This window comes from Neisseria sp. MVDL19-042950 (assembly GCF_030504625.1).
Lineage (GTDB): Bacteria > Pseudomonadota > Gammaproteobacteria > Burkholderiales > Neisseriaceae > Neisseria.
Map to the genome: position 1 here is coordinate 90,493 of NZ_JAUKWH010000003.1, position 18,334 is coordinate 108,826.

Genomic DNA, 18,334 nt, shown 5'->3' on the forward strand with positions numbered 1-18,334 from the left:
ACGGCACTCTCTACCGTCATCCAAAGAAAAACAATTTCACAAACCCTTAAATGACAACAGTACCGGTTATCCTCACCGATACTGCATACCTCGGATTGCCTTTTACAGTTGTTTGGTTGTTTGATTCTATTGCCGTATCTCAAAATGGCTTTAATTATACTGTTTCAAAACTAAACCAAAATACACAAAACAATAGTATATACAAAAAAATAAACTTATTTTTGATACAAGGCCTCAAGCCGACAAACCCTACAAATAATACGGAACTGATCTGTTGCCGCTTTATCGGCTTACAAAATTGTTCTCTTTGAACTAATGCACAACAACGCAATAGCAAGTTAAATTTATTCACAATAAAGGTTAATTGAATAATCCTACGGTATACTCCAATTTCTTTTCCCTATACATATATTGTTCATGCAGCTCACTACACGATTATCCGATTTATCTATTGAAAAAAAAGATGCCGTCCTGATCAGACGGCATCTTTATCAAAAATTAGTTATCCAGCTCTTCCAACATCGTTTTCGCTCTTGCAAAAATATCACCACTTGATTCTTCCAATAGCTCCAACAAGGTTTCTCTAGCTGCTTCAGGATCGCCAATTTCCATATACATCTGCGCCAATTCGTATTTAGCTTCCAACGGTGCGGTCATGCCTACGGATTCAGAAATAAATCCACTTCCACCGCGAGTATCTTCATCAGCTACATTGATGCTTTCCCATTCAATGGTTTCGCTGTCATCCGCATCCGTAACCACTTCGACATCGGCAAAGTCTTCACTGTCTTGGAACGCAATACCATCATCTTGCATTTTAACATCAAACCATTCAGAATCGCTTGATGCCGCCACAGAAGAGTCTGCTATCTGTTGCTGTTGTTCCGCTGAAGATTCTTCACTATCTACAGTTGCCGAAAGCTCCTCTGCAAGTGCGGCCTCCGTAGAAACATGAAGTTTATCTTCTCCTACGGGTACCTCGTCTTCTTTGGTAACGGTAGTGAATTCCAACGGCTCCAAGTTAGAAGCAGATTGCACTTCTTCTTGTTCATCTGCTTGGATATCCAGTGGTTCAACTACAGAAGAAATGGCATGCTCTTCCTCTGAAGCATCGCTTATTTGAACTGTTTCAGTCTGTAATTGATCAATTCCAGCTTGTGCTTCTTCAGAGTAAACATCCAGCTCAATATGCCCAACTTCTTCCTGCTGAGTTTCTCCAACAGGTTCTTCAATCTCAGGAGAATCTGCTTCAATATCAACTACATTATCAATCTGCTCAGGAACTTCTTCTTTAACAGCTTCCAGTTCCACAGCAACATGTTGATATGCATTTTCAGGTTCAGGCTCATATACACTTTCTGTGGACTCAATTTTGTCCCAGTCAGCATATTTACGTTGCTCCGTTTCTTCATCTTGAGTCAACGCCCCGGATACGATCCCCCCTTGTTGGCGATCAATTGAACCTAAATCTAAATTGATATTCTCTTCAGTTTCTTCAACAGGTACATTTTTTGCTTCAGTAAAGAAAATTTCGTCGTCGAAATCATCTTCTACGCTTAACTCATCAGTCCCTACACCGTCTTTCTTGGGCATCAATCCTGCCCGAGCCGCTGCCAAACTTGCAGCCGCTTTTTCACGGTTCAAAGGCTCGATATGACTCGGATGTGCTACGGGCTGGTGTGTACGAATCTCTGATATATCTGATGGCTGCTCATCAAATAACTGTTCATCTTCCTGAATATCATCACTATATTCTTCATATTCTTCATCAGCAGCTTTTCTCTTGCCGGCTTTCTTCAATAACAGCAATAAAGCAATTAAACCTAAACCGCCGAATAGCAACCAACGCCACCACCCACCGGACTCTGTTTCACTTTCTGCATCCGCTTTCGGAGCTTCAACAACAGATGCCGGCAAATCAGATGCTGCCGGAACTTCTACTTCAGAAGCTGGTACCGGTACAACCTTAGCAGCTTCTGTTTCTGTAACTTCTGAGGCCGGGACTGGAACTTCAATCAATCCTGTTTCTGCCGGAGCAGATGCACTAGGAGTAGAAGCAGATGGCTTTTCAACAGGAACCTGGGATGTAGGAGCAGAGGCTGCACCAGGAATAGCTGAAGGCTCTTGTGTAGCAACTTGAGCTCCCTCTTTTGCAAACCGCTTTAATTCTGCCGCAGAAGGAATATTGAGAATAGCACCTGCAACAATTTGGTTTGCATTTCGATTTTTAAATGATTCGGGGTTAGCCAATACCAACGCTTGAACTGTTTGGCTTACCGTTAAACCATTCGGACGAATTCTACTGGCGATAGCAGTAAGAGTTTCGCCCTTGCGAACTGTGTATTCGCCTTTCAATTGGGGTTCAGATCTGCTATCCGCTACTGTTTTTTCAGTCGACGCTACAGCTTCTGATCCCTTATTGGTATTGGTTTTATCAACAGAATCAGTTTTTTGCTGTGCTTGCTTAGATTGCTTTTGCTCCTGAGCTTTTTTATCTTTGAGTTTCCCAGTTCCGGAAGAAGTAAGCTCAGATTTTTCTGCATCAGGTACTGTTGAGAAAATACGATCACGAACATTTTGTTGTTCTTCAGCAACGGAAGCACGTTGTGTATTTTCTGGAGAATAGTCAGGGGGATCTATAATGGCTGTGTATTGACGCGACTGAGCCCCGACATTGATTTGGAACACCAATACCGGGTCTTGCACAGGGCTGTTAGAACGGATGTTGATAATAGCATTGTCACCAGATTTTCTAACACTAGTACGCAAGCTACCATCTGAAAGGGAGGCTGCCCCTCCATTCAGCAAAATCTTGGCTTCTTCCCCTGTTACCGTTACCGTACCGGCAAACGGTTCGCCAAGATTCGATTGCACATTTAAACCGCCCAACCCTGCAACAGCAGAAAATGACGTTATCAAAGCCACTGACGCAGCAATCAGTTTGATTCTATGATTATTTTTCAAATTTTATCCCCTGTTCAAATTCGCAGTTTGGCTGCCTTACACTATATAGGCAGCATGATATATTCTAACCGCCTACTCTGCCAAGCAAATTTGCTAATTTATGTAAACATTAAACCAGAAAATGCAACTTTATAACCACTCTACGTTTCCTTTTGGGAAAAATCTGACAATCGGCTCTTTTTCAAGACAGCCTGAAACCTTTGCAAATAATTTCATCATAAACAGTTACAACCGAATGACAAGATTTCAAATGTTTTTATTTCAATATTTTCCAAACGACATTTCAAGCAGTCGCTAAATTTACTACTATCAATCCTACTCTAAGAATTAATAGTTAAATGATTAATTTCATTATATCTATTGGGCAATAATCAGTTACGGCAATTATATAATATGCCCTAATATCTTAGCTTTAAAGATAACTCTATTAACTACTAATTAGTTACCCATTTCAATTTTAATCATAGTATAACCGTATAGCCCAAATTATTCCATTGGTAAAAATTATTATATCGCACAATCCCCAAAGTCAATTACGTATCCACTTTTCAATAGTTGATAGCTTGATTTGTAAAAGTAACTATATTTATAAAAAATCCTCTAAATCTACTGAAGATGATTTAGAGGATTAACTTACAAGCACAACGGTTCACTTTAATATATTAATATCCTAGCGACGGTGCACTAAGCGGTAGTAGGTTTCTCCATCTTGGATATAACCTAAATCCACTCGTGCGATTTCTGCGATGGCATCTTGTCCTTCAGCCAAATCTTCCACTTCTGCCGACAATGCACCGTTACGCAAAGTGAGCGCCTGATTTTTCTCTTCCTGCTCCACAACTTTATCCTGCAAGCGCCACATATCACGCCAACCGCCTTTGGAAAGCCAAAGACTGTATTGGAACCATATAATGGCTGCGATTAAAACCAGTGTTACCCACTTCATATGTCGATACCTTATTTACCCAATTGATAGAAAGCAGCTTTGCCGGGATAGTAAGCAGCTTCGGCCAACTCTTCTTCAATACGCAACAGTTGGTTATATTTGGCCATGCGGTCCGACCGACTCAATGATCCGGTTTTAATCTGCATACAGTTCGTGGCAACCGCCAAGTCGGCAATGGTACTGTCTTCAGTTTCACCCGAACGATGGCTCATCACGCTGGTATAGCGGTTGCGTTTGGCCAACTCAACGGCTTTCAAAGTTTCACTCAGTGTACCGATTTGGTTCACTTTTACCAACAACGCATTGGCAACGCCTTTTTCGATGCCTTCTGCCAGAATTTTCGGGTTGGTTACGAATAAATCGTCACCCACCAGTTGCACTTTGCCGCCCAATTTTTCAGTCAGGTGTTTCCAACCTGCCCAGTCATTTTCATCCATACCGTCTTCAATCGAAACAATCGGGTAAGTGTTGACCAATTTAGCCAAATAATCGGCAAATTCTTCACTGCTCAAAGCCAAACCTTCCGCGCTCAGATGGTATTTGCCATCTTTGTAGAACTCGCTGGAAGCGCAATCCAAAGCAAACAACACATCTTCACCCGGCACATAACCGGCAGCCGTTACCGCCTCTTGTATTAATTGTAAGGCTTCTTCATGGCTGCCCAAGTTCGGTGCGAAACCGCCTTCATCACCAACGGTAGTCGGGAAGCCTTTGCTGTCGCACAATTTTTTCAGGGCATGGAAAATTTCAGCACCGCAGCGCAAAGCTTCGCGGAAACTTTTGGCTCCCACGGGCATAATCATAAATTCTTGAATATCCAAACTGTTGTTGGCATGAGCACCGCCATTGATCACATTCATCATAGGCACAGGCATTGCCATCGGGCCGGCACCACCCAAATAACGGTACAGCGGCAAACCGGCATCTTCCGCAGCCGCGCGGGCTACAGCCATAGACACAGCCAATGTAGCGTTTGCACCCAAACGGCCTTTGTTATCGGTGCCGTCCAATTCAATCATTACTTGGTCGATATAACTTTGCTCGGAAGCATCCAAACCGATCAAGGCTTGAGCGATTTCATTGTTTACATGCTCCGCCGCCTGCAACACACCTTTGCCCAAATAACGGCTTTTATCGCCATCGCGCAGTTCCAGTGCTTCTTTTTGGCCGGTTGACGCACCTGAAGGTACGGCGGCACGACCCATTACGCCGGATTCCAGCAGCACATCACATTCAATGGTGGGGTTACCGCGGGAATCCAAAATTTCGCGAGCAAAAATATCAATAATCGTACTCATAGGAAATCTCCTGTATATAGTAATGAATGACCAATTCTTTTTCAGACGGCCCCATATAGCAACCAATCCGAACAATCTTGAAATAATATTACATCGAGGATTATACCGAACTAAAGCTGTCTCAAACGGGTATCCAGATAATAAATCCAACAAAACTTGTCAGATATCAAGGCCGTCTGAAATATTGCTTTCAGACGGCCTCATTTTTACCCTACATCAGCGATGGTAATTCGGCGCTTCTTTAGTGATTTGTACGTCGTGTACATGCGACTCGCTCATACCGGCCGAAGTAATTTCCACAAATTCCGCTTTTTCGTGCATTTCAGCGATGCTAGCGCAGCCTAAGTAGCCCATACTCGAGCGCAAGCCACCCATCAATTGATGGATAATCTGTACAATCGGGCCCTTATATGGTACACGGCCTTCAATGCCTTCCGGCACATACTTATCGGCATTGTCTTCCTTATCTTGGAAATAACGGTCGGAAGAACCTTGGCTCATTGCTCCCAACGATCCCATACCGCGATATGATTTGTAAGAGCGGCCTTGATACAGTTCGATTTCACCCGGCGCTTCTTCCGTACCGGCAAACATACCGCCCAACATCACCGTGCTGGCACCGGCAGCCAACGCCTTGGCAATATCGCCGGAAAAGCGGATACCGCCGTCGGCAATCAACGGCACACCCGTACCTTTCAAAGCCTCGGCAACATTATGAATCGCCGTCAGTTGCGGCACGCCCACTCCGGCCACAATACGGGTGGTGCAAATCGAACCCGGGCCGATACCTACTTTTACCGCATCCGCTCCGGCCGCCACCAAATCGCGTGCCGCTTGAGCCGTAGCAATATTACCGCCGATAACCTGAACTTTCGGAAAGTGCTGTTTTACCCAACGCACACGATCAAGCACGCCTTGGCTGTGGCCGTGGGCGGTATCCACCACCAACACATCCACGCCGGCTTCAACCAATGCTTTCACACGCTCGTCGGTATCCGCGCCGACACCAACCGCCGCACCCACGCGCAAACGGCCGTCTGAATCTTTATTGGCATTGGGAAATTCCGTGGTTTTCAGAATATCTTTAACCGTAATCAACCCTTTCAGTTCCCATGCTTCGTTCACAACCAATACACGCTCCACCTTATGATCGTGCATCACATCGCGCGCATCCTCAATACTGGTGCCTTCGGGCACGGTAACCAATTGGTCCCGCGGGGTCATAATGGCAGAAACCGGCTGATCAAGACGTTTTTCAAAACGTAAATCACGATTGGTTACCAAACCGACTACTTTGCCGTTCTCAACCACCGGCAAACCGGACATTTTACGCTTACGTTTCGCCAGCATTTCCACCAAATCACGGATCGGCATTTCGGGCACAATGGTTACAGGGTCTTTAACAATACCGCTTTCGTGGCGTTTTACCTTAGCCACTGCTTCGGCTTGACGCTCCGCCGTCATATTTTTATGAATGATACCGATTCCGCCTTCCTGAGCCATAGAAATGGCCAGCTTGGCTTCGGTAACAGTATCCATGGCAGCGGAAAGCAAAGGAAGATTTAAGGTGATTTCACGGGTGAGAAGGGTTTGGAGCTTAACGTCTCGCGGCAGCACTTGGGAATGTGCGGGAACCAACAAAACATCGTCAAAGGTATAAGCTTTTTCTACGATACGCATGATGCTCGAGCTTTCAGTTTGTGCAAGATGCACGGCATTGTATCAAATTTGCGGGGCGCTTAATAGCAGTCGCCGCCATTTTATTACCCGCCCGGCCTTAGAAAAATCGTCATGGAAAGCATGGTACTTCGTTGTAAGGATGCCGAAATAATGAACGGTTTATTGCAAATATGATTACAATTCATGACAACAGTTTTACAAAACAGTACAATATAGGCCGTCTGAAAACAAAACAGAAAGAATAAGACCATGCACATTACCCGTTTGGCACAATTTGTTTTACTCGGCAGCCTTTTCGCAGCCGGCCCCCTTTCCGCTGCAGAAGTGTACACTTGGAAAGGCAAAAACGGCAGCATAAGCTATTCCGACGTACCGCAAAACCTCCAACCTTCCCGCGCGGGTACCGTCAACGTGCGCACCCATACCGTTACCCCTTCCGCCTCCGCCCAATCCGCTTCGGCGGATGGCGACTCTTTGGCAGACAAGCAAAAACAGCTTAACGACCAAATTGCCGAAGAAAACAGAAGGGTTGAAGAACAGAATAAAAAGATTGAAGAACAAAACCGCCAATTCAAAGAAGACAACTGCAAAACAGCCCGCCTGAACCGCCAGTTTGCCGAAACAGCACGCAGCGCCAACCGTGACGAACTGATGAAGCGCTACGATGCCGACGTTTCAAAATATTGTAACTAATCCGCTTTAACATGATGCCGTCTGGAAATTTTTTTCAGACGGCATCATTCTTGTTCCATCCGAGCGGGAGCGCAGACTGCCGAATAGCGGCATTCCTGTATCAACACCAACAGGCCCATTGATTTCCCGTATAATTCAGGCCGTCTGAAACCTGAATCCGCCTCCTGCCGTGTCCACTCCGTTCGACTTAACCGTTTTTTTGAAAAACCTGCCGAATCTGCCGGGCGTTTACCGCATGCTCGACAAAAGCGGGCAGGTTTTGTACGTCGGCAAAGCGGTCAACCTGAAACGGCGGGTGTCGAGCTATTTTCAGAAAAGCGACCACTCTCCGCGCATCACCTTGATGGTGAAGCAGGTGCATTCGGTGGAAACCACGGTTACCCGTTCCGAAGCCGAAGCATTGATTCTGGAAAACAATTTAATCAAAGCCTTATCGCCGAAATACAACATCCTTTTCCGCGACGACAAAAGCTATCCTTATCTGATGCTGAGCGGGCACAAATTCCCGCAGATGGCCTATTACCGCGGCACGCTCAAAAAGCCCAACCAATATTTCGGCCCTTATCCAAACGGTTACGCCGTGCGCGACAGCATTCAGATTCTGCAAAAAGTATTCCGCCTGCGCACTTGTGAAGACAGCGTGTTCGAACACCGCGACCGCGCCTGCCTGCTGTATCAAATCAAACGCTGTTCCGGCCCGTGCGTCGGCCACATCACTTACGAAGACTACCAAGCCAGCGTGCGCGAAGCCGTTACCTTTCTCAACGGCAAAACCGGCGAACTCACCCAAACCCTGCACCACAAAATGAATCAAGCCGCCGCCGCGCTGCAATTTGAAGAAGCCGCCCGCTACCGCGACCAAATCCAAGCGCTCGGATTAGTGCAAAGCCAGCAGTTCATCGACAGCAAAAATCCCAACAATCCCAACGATATTGACCTGCTGGCGCTGGTGGTGGAGCAAGGCAGCGTGTGTATTCATTGGGTCAGCATCCGCGGCGGGAGGCATGTCGGCGACAAAAGTTTCTTCCCCGACGTGCGCAACGATCCCGAACCCAACGGGCAGGATTACGCCGAAGCCTTTGTCGCCCAACATTATTTAGGCAAAAGCAAGCCCGACATCATCATCAGCAACTTTACTTTGCCCGAAGTTCTTCAGACGGCCTTAAACGAAGAACACGGCAAGCAAATCCAATTCGTTACCAAAACCATAGGCGAGCGCAAAATCTGGCTGAACATGGCAGAGAAAAACGCCAAACTCGCCATTGCCCAACACCGCTTGCAGCACAGCAACCAGCAACATCGCATCGAAGAACTGGCACGCGTGTTAAACATGGATTCAGACGGCCTCCAACGTCTCGAATGCTTCGACATCAGCCACACGCAAGGCGAAGCCACCATCGCTTCCTGCGTCGTGTACGACGAGCAAAACATCCAACCGAACCAATACCGCCGCTACAACATCACCACTGCCAAAGCAGGCGACGACTACGCCGCCATGCGCGAAGTGCTTACCCGCCGCTACGGCAAAATGGCCGAAGCCGAAGCCAACGGTGAAACCGTCAAATGGCCCGATGCCGTCTTAATCGACGGCGGCAAAGGGCAGGTCGGCATGGCTGTCGCCGTGTGGGAAGAACTCGGCCTGCACATCCCCATCATCGGCATTGCCAAAGGCCCTGAACGCAAAGCCGGCTTGGAAGAACTGATTTTGCCGTTCACAGGCGAAACCTTCCGCCTGCCACCCAACAGCCCCGCCTTGCACCTACTGCAAACCGTGCGCGACGAATCCCACCGTTTTGCCATTACCGGCCACAGAAAAAAACGCGACAAAGCCCGGGGAAGCTCATCACTCAGCGAAATTCCCGGCGTAGGCACCAAACGCCGCCAAGCCCTGCTCACCCGCTTCGGCGGCTTGCGCGGCGTAACGGCGGCCAGCATAGAAGACTTGGCACAAGTCGAAGGCATCAGCACCGCATTGGCCGAAAAAATTTACGAACATCTTCATTAAAGCAAACAGGCCGTCTGAAACATTCAGACGGCCTCGAAACACGGAGCAGCTTTTCAGTAATATAGCTGTGGTTAATATTGGTCTGTTTCGACAACCTTGCCGCATGAAAATCGGAGTGCCTATACCCTTTTGCTGACATCGAACACTATTTCCGCATCAAAAGTAGCACCCACACAGGCGCAAACCCGCCGACAACCAATAAATTCGCTATAATAAACATCTTTTTTCAGACGGCCTGCCTATCGGCATGCCCAAAGGCCGTCTGAAACATCATCATCTTCGGAAAGCAACCCCAACATGCCGTGGAACATACCCATTTTCCTTACCTGGATGCGCGTTTTACTCATTCCGGTATTTACCATACTGTTTTACCTGCCACACGGATGGCTGGATATGCAAACCATCAACTGGACTGCGGCAATCATCTTTGCCGTGGCCGCCGTTACCGACTGGTTTGACGGCTTCCTCGCCCGCCGCTGGAAGCAAACCTCCGACTTCGGCGCATTTCTCGACCCAGTTGCCGACAAACTGATGGTAGCCGTTGCCTTGCTGCTGCTCGTCAGCCTCGGTCGCACCCACGCCATCTTCGCCATGATCATCATCGGTCGCGAAATCACCATTTCCGCCCTGCGCGAATGGATGGCACAAATGGGCAAACGCAACAGCGTCGCTGTTGCCACCATCGGCAAATTAAAAACCACCGCACAAATGGCAGCCATTTTGCTGTTGCTCATCGGTTTGCAGGATTATCGCGGCTTTAATCTGCTCACCGTCGGTAACATATTGATGTGTATCGCATCTGTATTAACCATCTGGTCGATGTTCTATTACTTGAAAATGGCATGGAAAGAATTTAAGCATTAAAATCCAACAAAACCCTTGACAGTAAATTTTCAGATACTATAATAGCTTTCTCTTTTGCCTAAGCCCACAAGCAGAAGCAAAACCCAAGCGGGAATAGCTCAGTTGGTAGAGCGCAACCTTGCCAAGGTTGAGGTCGCGAGTTCGAGACTCGTTTCCCGCTCCAACAGCTTACATTTGAATCCAAGCGGGAATAGCTCAGTTGGTAGAGCGCAACCTTGCCAAGGTTGAGGTCGCGAGTTCGAGACTCGTTTCCCGCTCCAACAGCTTACATTTGAATCCAAGCGGGAATAGCTCAGTTGGTAGAGCGCAACCTTGCCAAGGTTGAGGTCGCGAGTTCGAGACTCGTTTCCCGCTCCACAATATCAAGCCGTTTACACCACTTAAGCGGCTTGAATAGCTTTAAGGCGGGATAGCAAAGTGGTTATGCAGCGGCCTGCAAAGCCGTCTACGCCGGTTCGATTCCGACTCCCGCCTCCATATTTTCAAATACATCCCTTCATGGCGGGGTGGCAGAGTGTTTATGCGATAAGGGGTGCAACCCTTATACAGGCCGGTTAAAATCCGCGCCCCCGCCTCCAAAGATATTTATCTTTGATATCTAAACAAACAGATATAAAAGATAAAGCCCGGGTGGTGAAATAGGTAGACACAACGGACTTAAAATCCGTCGACCCTAAACAGGTCGTGCCGGTTCGATTCCGGCTCCGGGCACCATAACCATCATGATTTTCCTAAGAAAATTATCTTTTCGTATCAAATAATCCTCAAGCAAAATCTTTCCGGTTAAAGTTACTGTGACAAATTTGTGTCGTCATTTTGCGAATGGCTCACCAAATCAGACAGTATTTGAGCATGTGACTGCAAATGCTCCGACGACAGGTGAGCATAGCGTTGAACCATAGACAGTGTTTTCCATCCACCCATCTCTTGTAACACCCTCAATGGCACTCCGCGTTGAACTAACCAACTTGCCCATGTGTGTCTCAAATCGTGCCATGTGAAATCTGTTATGTTGGCCAACTCAAGACTTCTCTTCCAGTACCTACTATTTATACCAACAATAGGATTTCCACGTTTGTTTACGAAAACGTACTCGGAATGTTTTCCTATCTGCCGCTTTAAAACCTCAATTGCGGCATCATTCAAAACAACACCCAAAGCTTTCCCAGCTTTCATCTCATCAGGATGGCACCAAGCAACTTTACGATCTAAATCTATTTGGTCCCACTTAAGATTTAAAACATTGCTTTGTCTTAAACCAGTATTGAGACTAAATATAATCAAATCAGCAAAGTATCGTGGTTTTGCCACCACTATAAGCCTTTGAGCTTCAGCAGGCTTTAACCAGCGTACTCGCCCTGCATCCTCCTTATATTTTTCAATGAAAGGTGCTTTGTCTATCCATTTCCATTTTTTTGCAGCTGCATTCAAAATAGAAATGATAAGAGATAAATAGCGGTTCTTCGTGCTGTCTTTGCATTTCAGATTGCCTACCACATTCATCACGAACTCGTTATCAATGTGATGCAAATAAACGCCTCTGAATTGTGTCAGCATTCGTATTTTTGACTTATCGTCATCTATACTTCTTTTTGCCGCCTTTTCTTTAAGCCACTTTAAAGCGGCTTCATCCCATAAACGCTTGGGCTTTTCGCCAAGTTGGGAAACCCGCCAAGCATCATGCTTGAGTTTATCTCTCAGTTCTTCGGCTGATTTTTTGTCTTTTGTGCGAGCAGAGCGTCTAACTCTTTTTCCGCTGGGTGTTGTAAAGTCAATGTACCAGACACCGTTCCCACGGCGATATAATCCTTCAGTTTTAAGCATTTTTCTTCACTCCTGTTAGCAAGTGAAGCCTGCAATTGCTCATTCTCTTGATTAGAAAGGAATGCGTCAAGTGCACGCTGTGTAATGCAATATTTCCGTCCCGGTTTTGAGGCGTTCAGACGGCCTTCACGGATATGCTCTCGAATCGTTTCGGGATGGCATTTGCAATATGCAGCAGCCTCTTCAACATCATATGTATTCATAGCGGTTCACTCATATACTGTTTCATACACCGTGTACGTTGCTGTTTTTAGAAATTCGGCCAGTTTTCCAATGGCAAGATGCCGTTTTATTTTCGGCTCGAGTATCAAAAAAATCTTGGGGCTGACGTAAAAAAACAGGCAGTAAAATCTGCCTGTTTCTGTTTGTACCGGCAACAGCCGGTAGTGCGGATAGTTGTTCTCCGGCGGAGTAAAGCCGGGCTGTGTTTTAATGGTACGGATACTTGGAGTAGCTTCGCTTAGCATAAATACACCTCAAAAAGTAAGGTAAGACTTTGGGTATTTATAAATCATTACTCTTCTTTTAAGAGGAGCGATCTAAAGAATATATTAAACAAACAGTAATCCATATAGTATTCAAAAAACCTATGTTTAATAAGAATTCAATATTCTCTAGCTTAAATATCGTACCATTTAAGATATAAAGCAGACTTAACAATACCTGTAAACCAAAACCTACGGACAATAAAAAATTTGCAACAATCTTCATGCTCTACTCCTTACTACGGGCTATTTAAAAACGACAACCCCGACCAGTAGCAGCAATCCGATACCCCAAGCCGCAGAAACAAACATCAACAGCTTTTTCAGACGGTCTATAAAGGCCGCATTAGCAGCCTCTACGTCCCTTACAACACGTTCAGAAACCGACGCATACACACGATTTTCAGTTCCCTGTATTTGATTGTTGGCTTGCTGAGCCAGCTCAATCAAAAGCTGTTCGCGGTAGGTTTCAAGTTTTGCAGCGGCTGCCGTGATGTTTTCGGCATGGGCGGCAATAGCTTCGGCGTATTGCTCTTGATGAGATGAAAGCTGTGCAAAAGCTTCATCAAACATCTTTTGTTGCATAAGAAGAACCGCCATTACCGGATCATCTTTGGTGATACGAAGACTGGTAAGGCGGAATACTTCAGATATGATGTGGTCAGTTTTACTACTCATCGACCGCACCGTTTTGCTGATTCACCCAAATGGGAAGATTTTTTAGTTGTGCGAATAAGTCGCGTTGAACTGTACGCAGGCGTTGGCGAGTCATAATGCCGAAGTCAGGCGATGCGTCAGCTTCATTGAAAGTAAGGTTGGCAGCTGTCATGGCTTGTATGTCTTTACCAAATGTGTCGGGATTGCGCCGTGGAAGGGAAACGATGCCGATAATTTTGTTTTTGTTGTCTTTATAGACAGGTAGATCGGTAAAGTTTTTTCCTTCCGGTGATTTGACATCTCCGTTAAATTCGTTTGACCAAACCACCACTTCGGCATCAATAGCGCCCAATGTTTGCTGAAGCCCGAAAATACAGTCTCTAAGTGCCTACCCGCCCATTATAGGCACATGCAGTATCATGCGAACCCCGCTCTCTTTCAAAAGTTCGTCCATATGATTCTCTGCCATATATGACATCAAAGGTACAAAAGTTGCCGCTCCGTTATCCACTACAGCCATGCCGTCAGCCTCAATCATCTTCTCGATCAAGCTATCGAAACGACGAGTGTCTATGATGTTATCTGCCGTCATAATTTTTATCATTTCGGTTTGCAAAGCAGTAAAACGGCTGAACGTCTGATTCACAGGGTCTGTATCGAAGCAGTAAACGGGGATTTCCTCATTAGCCGCCGCTTTTAAATACTGAGCGAGCAAGGCTGCCGTCAAAGATTTGCCCACACCACCCTTGCCCTGAACAATCAAATGAACTTCTTTCATTGTTATTTCCTTTTATCAAACGGCCACCAGCGGCCAATCTTTTTACACATTAAAAAACGCCCTAAATCAGGCGCGCTTTAGTCTGTAAAAAGACCGGCGGAGAATGCTAACTCCGCCGGTTGAAGTTGCTCCGGTAGGGTTGGATGGAGGAATGAAACCGGAGCCGAGTGAACTATTTCATATCTACCCAACGCCCGCCTTCTTTTTCATTGCCGACATATTTCACTTTTTCGCCCACGGTCGTCCAACCGTGTTCAAAATAGGCGTTGCAATAAGATGGTTTTGCATTTCGGATATAGCTTTTAGTCACATATTTGTAATCCCAATCGCTGCGCCGCCCGATTTTGTCGGGGATTTTTTCTGTATAAGTCACTCGGTTAACGCGATTAAGCTCGGCTGCATCGCAACGGCCGGCACCGTTGACCAATGCGTTTACCAAGTCGGGCATGTTTTGTTCATTGCTGCTCGGACAAAGATTCAGGAAGTTCCGGCGTGCCTCAAGCGTTTTGTGGAATTTTTTATGCCGGATGTCAAAATAACGTTTAATTGACGCCGCGCACTCATGCGGTCGATCGCCAGTGGATAAACACAGAATGGCTTCACACGCCAGCTTGGTGTCGCCGGTCAGTACATCTCCCGCTTGAGCCGGGAGAGATGTAAAAATAGCGGCTGATGCCGCCAAACTTGCAAGGATTTTCTTCATTGATAACTCCAATTGACTTAATTCCGCAAAGAAAGGGTAATCGCCATACCCCTATGGATGATTATCCTTTTAAACAAGAGGCTGCTTTGGAAACAAAGCGTTTTTTTATTGCCATTTAACTGCCTGCACCGTGTAGCCGGTTCCTTTTTCGGCCGGCACGATATTCGCGCAGGCATCAGGATCGTTTTTCAGCATAAATAGGTCAACCTGCCGCGATGCGGCTTCGAGTGAATCGTAAGTACCGATAACCGATACCGGCACAGGCTTGCGGATTGGTATATTGAACATAGTCGTTCTCCTTTTACGTAAAATTGGTGGATGAAAAAAGGCCGTCTGAAAATCATGGTTTCAGACGGCCTTTGTTGTAAGGCGGGCGTTTCAATGTCCGTGTTAAGATTGGATTTCCACATCTTCTCTTTACACAAAACAGGAAACGCCCATGAAAGAATATCAAAACGCACCTACGTTATGCGAAAGCATAGCGATTATTTTAGTGCTTATCCTTTATTACTACTTCAGCATGAACGGAAATATCGTTTTTGCCCATTGCGGTTTTTTGATCTTTTCAGTATGGACTTTTTTTCAAAAACGTAAGCAAATTATTTTTAAAGTTCGCAGGGTAGTAGGTTTTTTCATTTGCTCCGCAATGTCGTTTTTCGTAACCAAGATGATTGCAACTTGGCACTTCAATAACAAATATGGAATTTTTAAGGAAAATCTTGATTTTTCAGTTACTGCGTGGGCAGCTTGTATTGCTTGTACCGTTTTGCTGTGTATTCCTTTATTCTGCCAATCAATCAAATTTGCATGTCAAGCATTTCATTCAGGGAGCATCATTCTTTCCTTTCGTTATGCTATCTATTCAGGCTCATGCCTCCTACTTATCGTTATTTTGGGCTACGCCTACCGAAAAGTGGAGCAATACGATTTATGGCTGCTATGGCTGGATGCTTACCGGTATTCAGATTGCGGAATGATACAAAACGGATATGCCATTCGTAAAAATAGCGAAGCCTGCTATCAATTTATTTTTCAGTCTTTATTTCAGACGGAATTGAGGGAATATCCTGCTCCCAAGCCATAGGAAAACATTCAGCAAGTTGTTGTTCTGCCTGCTCACTATATTTCAACCTGTCTTCCGTAAAGGTTTTGCCAAGACTATCCGTCAATTCCAATCTGCCCGTGCGGCTGAATGTGATACGGCAGATTTTTTCAGATGGCCGGTAGAACGTCTCTTTCCCAATAATTGCGCCATTATCCCAGTAGAAGCCGTTTTGCCCAAAGCGGAATACCTGATCTTCGTCTGTGTAGGAATAAGTAAGAAAAAGCATGTCGACTAAGAAAAAGATCATCAAGCCGATATAGAAATAATACGCTGCCGTTTCCCTCCCGAACGGAAAACCGAACAGCAAGTGTTTATCAAACAGACAGGAAACAATAATCGGTAAAATACCGAATATTAAACCTGCAAAATAATTCTCATATTGAACACGTGGTACTTTTTTTAAATCGTATTTAAAATGCATGGACATCGCAATCTCCTTTAGGGCGAATGGTAAGCAGAAAAGCGGGCCTTCCACCCGCCCGAACCGGACGCGAGGTCTGTAAGCGTCTTCCCACCCCCTTTCGGCCGGAGCAGGTCGAACTCTAAAAGGCTGATTGAGTGCGTTAACGCCCTGCCAAAGGCGAACTGTGGTGTGCGAAAAAACATAACGGAGGCCACACCCGAGTCGCTTGCTGCATCCTCCCTGCCGAATGGGATTCAGCCCCAACCTCCGTTATGGTGAGGCCGTCTGAAAATCATCTTTCAGACGGCCTGCTAAAACTACTTAAAAAAATCTACGAATTGCGCTTTGAAATCAGCAGCTTCTTTTTCAATATCGATATCGAGTTCCTTAATCAGCGGGGAATCGAGCAAGTACCATGCAAACTTGTGTCGATAACGATTAGCAGTACCGGCAAGAGCAATGCTTTCTTCCACATTTTCACGGTTCATGTTGAAAAGCTCTTCACCCAATGCCAAATAACCGCCAACTTTCTGCTCATAGAACACAGTGATCTCGTCGGCTTTGTCTCGCAACAATCTTATTTCGTCTTTCATAAAATGCTCCGCTATCCGTTTCCCAAAAGCAAAGCCCGCTTATTAATATAAGCGGGCTTTTCAATATTGAGACCGTCTGAATTATTCGGGCATAAACTCGTCATTTAAGATGTCGGCCATACTCCAAATCGCCTGTTCGGGGAAGGTGTTTTCCAACTCGGTTCCCCGTAATGCAGCAGCCACGCCGTATGACCATACATCTGAGCAAAATTCACTATCTTCCAACCTGCTTTTCAAGCTGGGGGATTCAGCAAGAAGCCTTTTAATCTTAAGCCGTTGCTCTTTAATGGTTGCTTTCCAAGAATTACCCTGCCGTTCAGGCTGAAACTTCCATTTCAGCAAATGGCAGATCAAAACCTGCAAACGGCTTTCCAAAGCCCGCTGTTCGCTTTTGCCCATATCCTCGATTTCCTCGGCCAAGTTCCTAAAATCAATATTGTTTACCAACCCCGCCCGCAACAGGCCTGCCTGCTCGGCAGCCCATGCGGCGAAGTCGGTTTCATAAGAAGTCGACATTGTTCATTCCTCCTTAAAATCAAATGCCTGTATTAGTTAAATCATATCATATTTATAAAAATCAATGGGTTTGCAAATCTACTTATCCGGCTCAATTAAACCGTCATAAAAATAACTTTCGTTACTTTCTCAAAAATTCGGTGTAAAATACCCACACGGAAGCCCGCTTTAACAAACGGGCTTGGGTCTGGGTACAGACCTAAGACGGTGTGCGAGACCGTCTTATAAAGAGTGTGCATCTAAAGAGTGTGCATCATCGGCACACTGAGGGCGGTAAAGCCCTGATTCTGCCCGCCAAGAGGCAGCCTCAAAAAATCAGTATGTAGTTTGGAGCTTGTCCGTAGATTATCGCTCCGCATCGGGGATACGCCCCGATTGTCAAATACGTTCAACAGCCGCCTGTTACCGGACGCTTCACTGCGCTACCCGGATGCGCGGCTTTTCTTTTGGTGGCGTGTTGAATGCCGCCAGCAACCGTTTGTGCTCCCACCGTTTCAGCGGTTTTGCTTACCCAAAGGCTCGAAGCCTTTTCTACGCCTGCCGCGTTGTTCCTGAGTGAAGCCTGCATTGGTTTTCAAATAAGGAACGGCACGGCTCCGAAGGCCGGTTGCTACGATTTCGAGTTGTTAAAGAACTATTCGGCATTACCCGTTGACTTAATTTTAAGATAACTTAAATTTAATCGCAAGAATTATTTTAAGAATACTTAAATTATAAACATATCTATCTGAAAAAAAAGGAAATTTGATAAATAAATAAGCCGTCTAAAGTGATTTAGACGGCTATAAAAGAATCAATATTTATGAATATGATAAAAAAG

The 18,334-nt window shown here is 45.8% G+C and carries 21 protein-coding genes and 5 tRNA genes; 9 read left to right on the plus strand and 17 right to left on the minus strand.

From position 1 onward, the window contains the following. Nucleotides 1–498: 498 nt before the first annotated feature. The 4 genes from Q0X97_RS03700 to guaB form a co-directional block, all read right to left on the minus strand. Nucleotides 499–2,964, minus strand: a complete 2,466-nt coding sequence (locus Q0X97_RS03700) for a FimV/HubP family polar landmark protein (protein ID WP_302065993.1) — start codon at nucleotides 2,962–2,964, stop codon at nucleotides 499–501. A 670-nt stretch (nucleotides 2,965–3,634) separates the two neighbouring features. After that, nucleotides 3,635–3,910 (minus strand): cell division protein FtsB, encoded by a 276-nt coding sequence (gene ftsB / locus Q0X97_RS03705; RefSeq protein WP_302065990.1) that lies wholly within the window; start codon nucleotides 3,908–3,910, stop codon nucleotides 3,635–3,637. A gap of 11 nt (nucleotides 3,911–3,921) precedes the next feature. Next, complete coding sequence (gene eno, locus Q0X97_RS03710) at nucleotides 3,922–5,208, minus strand: phosphopyruvate hydratase (RefSeq protein WP_302065988.1); 1,287 nt, start codon at nucleotides 5,206–5,208, stop codon at nucleotides 3,922–3,924. A 216-nt stretch (nucleotides 5,209–5,424) separates the two neighbouring features. Beyond that, the gene (gene guaB / locus Q0X97_RS03715) at nucleotides 5,425–6,888 is read right to left on the minus strand and encodes an IMP dehydrogenase (RefSeq protein WP_302065986.1); all 1,464 of its coding nucleotides are present in this window, start codon (nucleotides 6,886–6,888) and stop codon (nucleotides 5,425–5,427) included. Between the two features lie 249 nt (nucleotides 6,889–7,137). On the opposite strand from guaB, the gene Q0X97_RS03720 reads away from it, so the two are divergent. Beyond that, nucleotides 7,138–7,581 (plus strand): DUF4124 domain-containing protein, encoded by a 444-nt coding sequence (locus Q0X97_RS03720; RefSeq protein WP_302065984.1) that lies wholly within the window; start codon nucleotides 7,138–7,140, stop codon nucleotides 7,579–7,581. Nucleotides 7,582–7,750: 169 nt separating this feature from the next. Next, entirely contained in the window at nucleotides 7,751–9,586 is a 1,836-nt protein-coding gene (gene uvrC / locus Q0X97_RS03725) for an excinuclease ABC subunit UvrC (protein ID WP_302065982.1), read from the plus strand. A gap of 239 nt (nucleotides 9,587–9,825) precedes the next feature. On the opposite strand, the gene Q0X97_RS03730 is transcribed toward uvrC, so the two are convergent. After that, entirely contained in the window at nucleotides 9,826–9,948 is a 123-nt protein-coding gene (locus Q0X97_RS03730; protein ID WP_302066169.1) for a hypothetical protein, read from the minus strand. Here Q0X97_RS03730 and pgsA point away from each other — a divergent pair. From pgsA to Q0X97_RS03760, 6 genes are all read left to right on the plus strand, one after another. Further along, nucleotides 9,917–10,450 (plus strand): CDP-diacylglycerol--glycerol-3-phosphate 3-phosphatidyltransferase, encoded by a 534-nt coding sequence (gene pgsA / locus Q0X97_RS03735; RefSeq protein WP_302066156.1) that lies wholly within the window; start codon nucleotides 9,917–9,919, stop codon nucleotides 10,448–10,450. The two genes, Q0X97_RS03730 and pgsA, sit on opposite strands and share 32 nt — an antisense overlap. Before the next feature lie 87 nt (nucleotides 10,451–10,537). Beyond that, nucleotides 10,538–10,613, plus strand: a tRNA-Gly gene (locus tag Q0X97_RS03740). 21 nt (nucleotides 10,614–10,634) lie between these two features. Beyond that, nucleotides 10,635–10,710, plus strand: a tRNA-Gly gene (locus Q0X97_RS03745). 21 nt (nucleotides 10,711–10,731) lie between these two features. Further along, nucleotides 10,732–10,807: transfer RNA gene (locus Q0X97_RS03750), tRNA-Gly, on the plus strand. A gap of 46 nt (nucleotides 10,808–10,853) precedes the next feature. Next, nucleotides 10,854–10,927, plus strand: a tRNA-Cys gene (locus Q0X97_RS03755). A 147-nt stretch (nucleotides 10,928–11,074) separates the two neighbouring features. Further along, a tRNA-Leu gene (locus Q0X97_RS03760) sits at nucleotides 11,075–11,164 on the plus strand. A gap of 75 nt (nucleotides 11,165–11,239) precedes the next feature. Here Q0X97_RS03760 and Q0X97_RS03765 read toward each other — a convergent pair. The 8 genes from Q0X97_RS03765 to Q0X97_RS03800 form a co-directional block, all read right to left on the minus strand. Further along, a complete protein-coding gene (locus tag Q0X97_RS03765; RefSeq protein WP_302066155.1) occupies nucleotides 11,240–12,226 on the minus strand; it encodes a site-specific integrase in 987 nt (328 codons plus the stop codon). After that, nucleotides 12,148–12,477 carry a helix-turn-helix domain-containing protein gene (locus tag Q0X97_RS03770; RefSeq protein ID WP_302065981.1) on the minus strand — a complete coding sequence of 110 codons (330 nt, stop codon included), beginning with the start codon at nucleotides 12,475–12,477 and terminating at the stop codon, nucleotides 12,148–12,150. Before Q0X97_RS03770 ends, Q0X97_RS03765 begins: the two co-directional genes overlap by 79 nt. A gap of 6 nt (nucleotides 12,478–12,483) precedes the next feature. After that, on the minus strand, nucleotides 12,484–12,741 hold the full coding sequence (locus Q0X97_RS03775) for a lipopolysaccharide heptosyltransferase (RefSeq protein ID WP_302065979.1): 258 nt from the start codon (nucleotides 12,739–12,741) through the stop codon (nucleotides 12,484–12,486). Between the two features lie 264 nt (nucleotides 12,742–13,005). Next, the gene (locus tag Q0X97_RS03780) at nucleotides 13,006–13,437 is read right to left on the minus strand and encodes a hypothetical protein (RefSeq protein ID WP_302065977.1); all 432 of its coding nucleotides are present in this window, start codon (nucleotides 13,435–13,437) and stop codon (nucleotides 13,006–13,008) included. Beyond that, nucleotides 13,430–13,768, minus strand: a complete 339-nt coding sequence (locus Q0X97_RS03785) for a hypothetical protein (RefSeq protein ID WP_302065976.1) — start codon at nucleotides 13,766–13,768, stop codon at nucleotides 13,430–13,432. Before Q0X97_RS03785 ends, Q0X97_RS03780 begins: the two co-directional genes overlap by 8 nt. 36 nt (nucleotides 13,769–13,804) lie before the next feature. Continuing rightward, nucleotides 13,805–14,194, minus strand: a complete 390-nt coding sequence (locus tag Q0X97_RS03790) for a hypothetical protein (RefSeq protein WP_302065974.1) — start codon at nucleotides 14,192–14,194, stop codon at nucleotides 13,805–13,807. Nucleotides 14,195–14,366: 172 nt separating this feature from the next. Then, entirely contained in the window at nucleotides 14,367–14,897 is a 531-nt protein-coding gene (locus Q0X97_RS03795) for a TrbM/KikA/MpfK family conjugal transfer protein (protein WP_302065972.1), read from the minus strand. Nucleotides 14,898–15,002: 105 nt separating this feature from the next. Next, nucleotides 15,003–15,185: a hypothetical protein gene (locus tag Q0X97_RS03800; protein WP_302065971.1), complete on the minus strand. Its 183-nt coding sequence runs from the start codon at nucleotides 15,183–15,185 to the stop codon at nucleotides 15,003–15,005. Between the two features lie 151 nt (nucleotides 15,186–15,336). On the opposite strand from Q0X97_RS03800, the gene Q0X97_RS03805 reads away from it, so the two are divergent. Beyond that, nucleotides 15,337–15,981, plus strand: a complete 645-nt coding sequence (locus tag Q0X97_RS03805; RefSeq protein WP_302065969.1) for a hypothetical protein — start codon at nucleotides 15,337–15,339, stop codon at nucleotides 15,979–15,981. Here Q0X97_RS03805 and Q0X97_RS03810 read toward each other — a convergent pair. The 4 genes from Q0X97_RS03810 to Q0X97_RS03825 form a co-directional block, all read right to left on the minus strand. Then, nucleotides 15,923–16,429, minus strand: a complete 507-nt coding sequence (locus Q0X97_RS03810) for a hypothetical protein (RefSeq protein ID WP_302067671.1) — start codon at nucleotides 16,427–16,429, stop codon at nucleotides 15,923–15,925. The genes Q0X97_RS03805 and Q0X97_RS03810 overlap by 59 nt on opposite strands. Before the next feature lie 293 nt (nucleotides 16,430–16,722). Continuing rightward, nucleotides 16,723–16,998, minus strand: a complete 276-nt coding sequence (locus tag Q0X97_RS03815) for a hypothetical protein (protein WP_302065964.1) — start codon at nucleotides 16,996–16,998, stop codon at nucleotides 16,723–16,725. Nucleotides 16,999–17,079: 81 nt separating this feature from the next. Continuing rightward, a complete protein-coding gene (locus Q0X97_RS03820) occupies nucleotides 17,080–17,514 on the minus strand; it encodes a DUF29 domain-containing protein (protein ID WP_302065962.1) in 435 nt (144 codons plus the stop codon). Between the two features lie 388 nt (nucleotides 17,515–17,902). Then, nucleotides 17,903–18,082 carry a hypothetical protein gene (locus Q0X97_RS03825; protein WP_302065961.1) on the minus strand — a complete coding sequence of 60 codons (180 nt, stop codon included), beginning with the start codon at nucleotides 18,080–18,082 and terminating at the stop codon, nucleotides 17,903–17,905. Nucleotides 18,083–18,334: the final 252 nt, after the last annotated feature.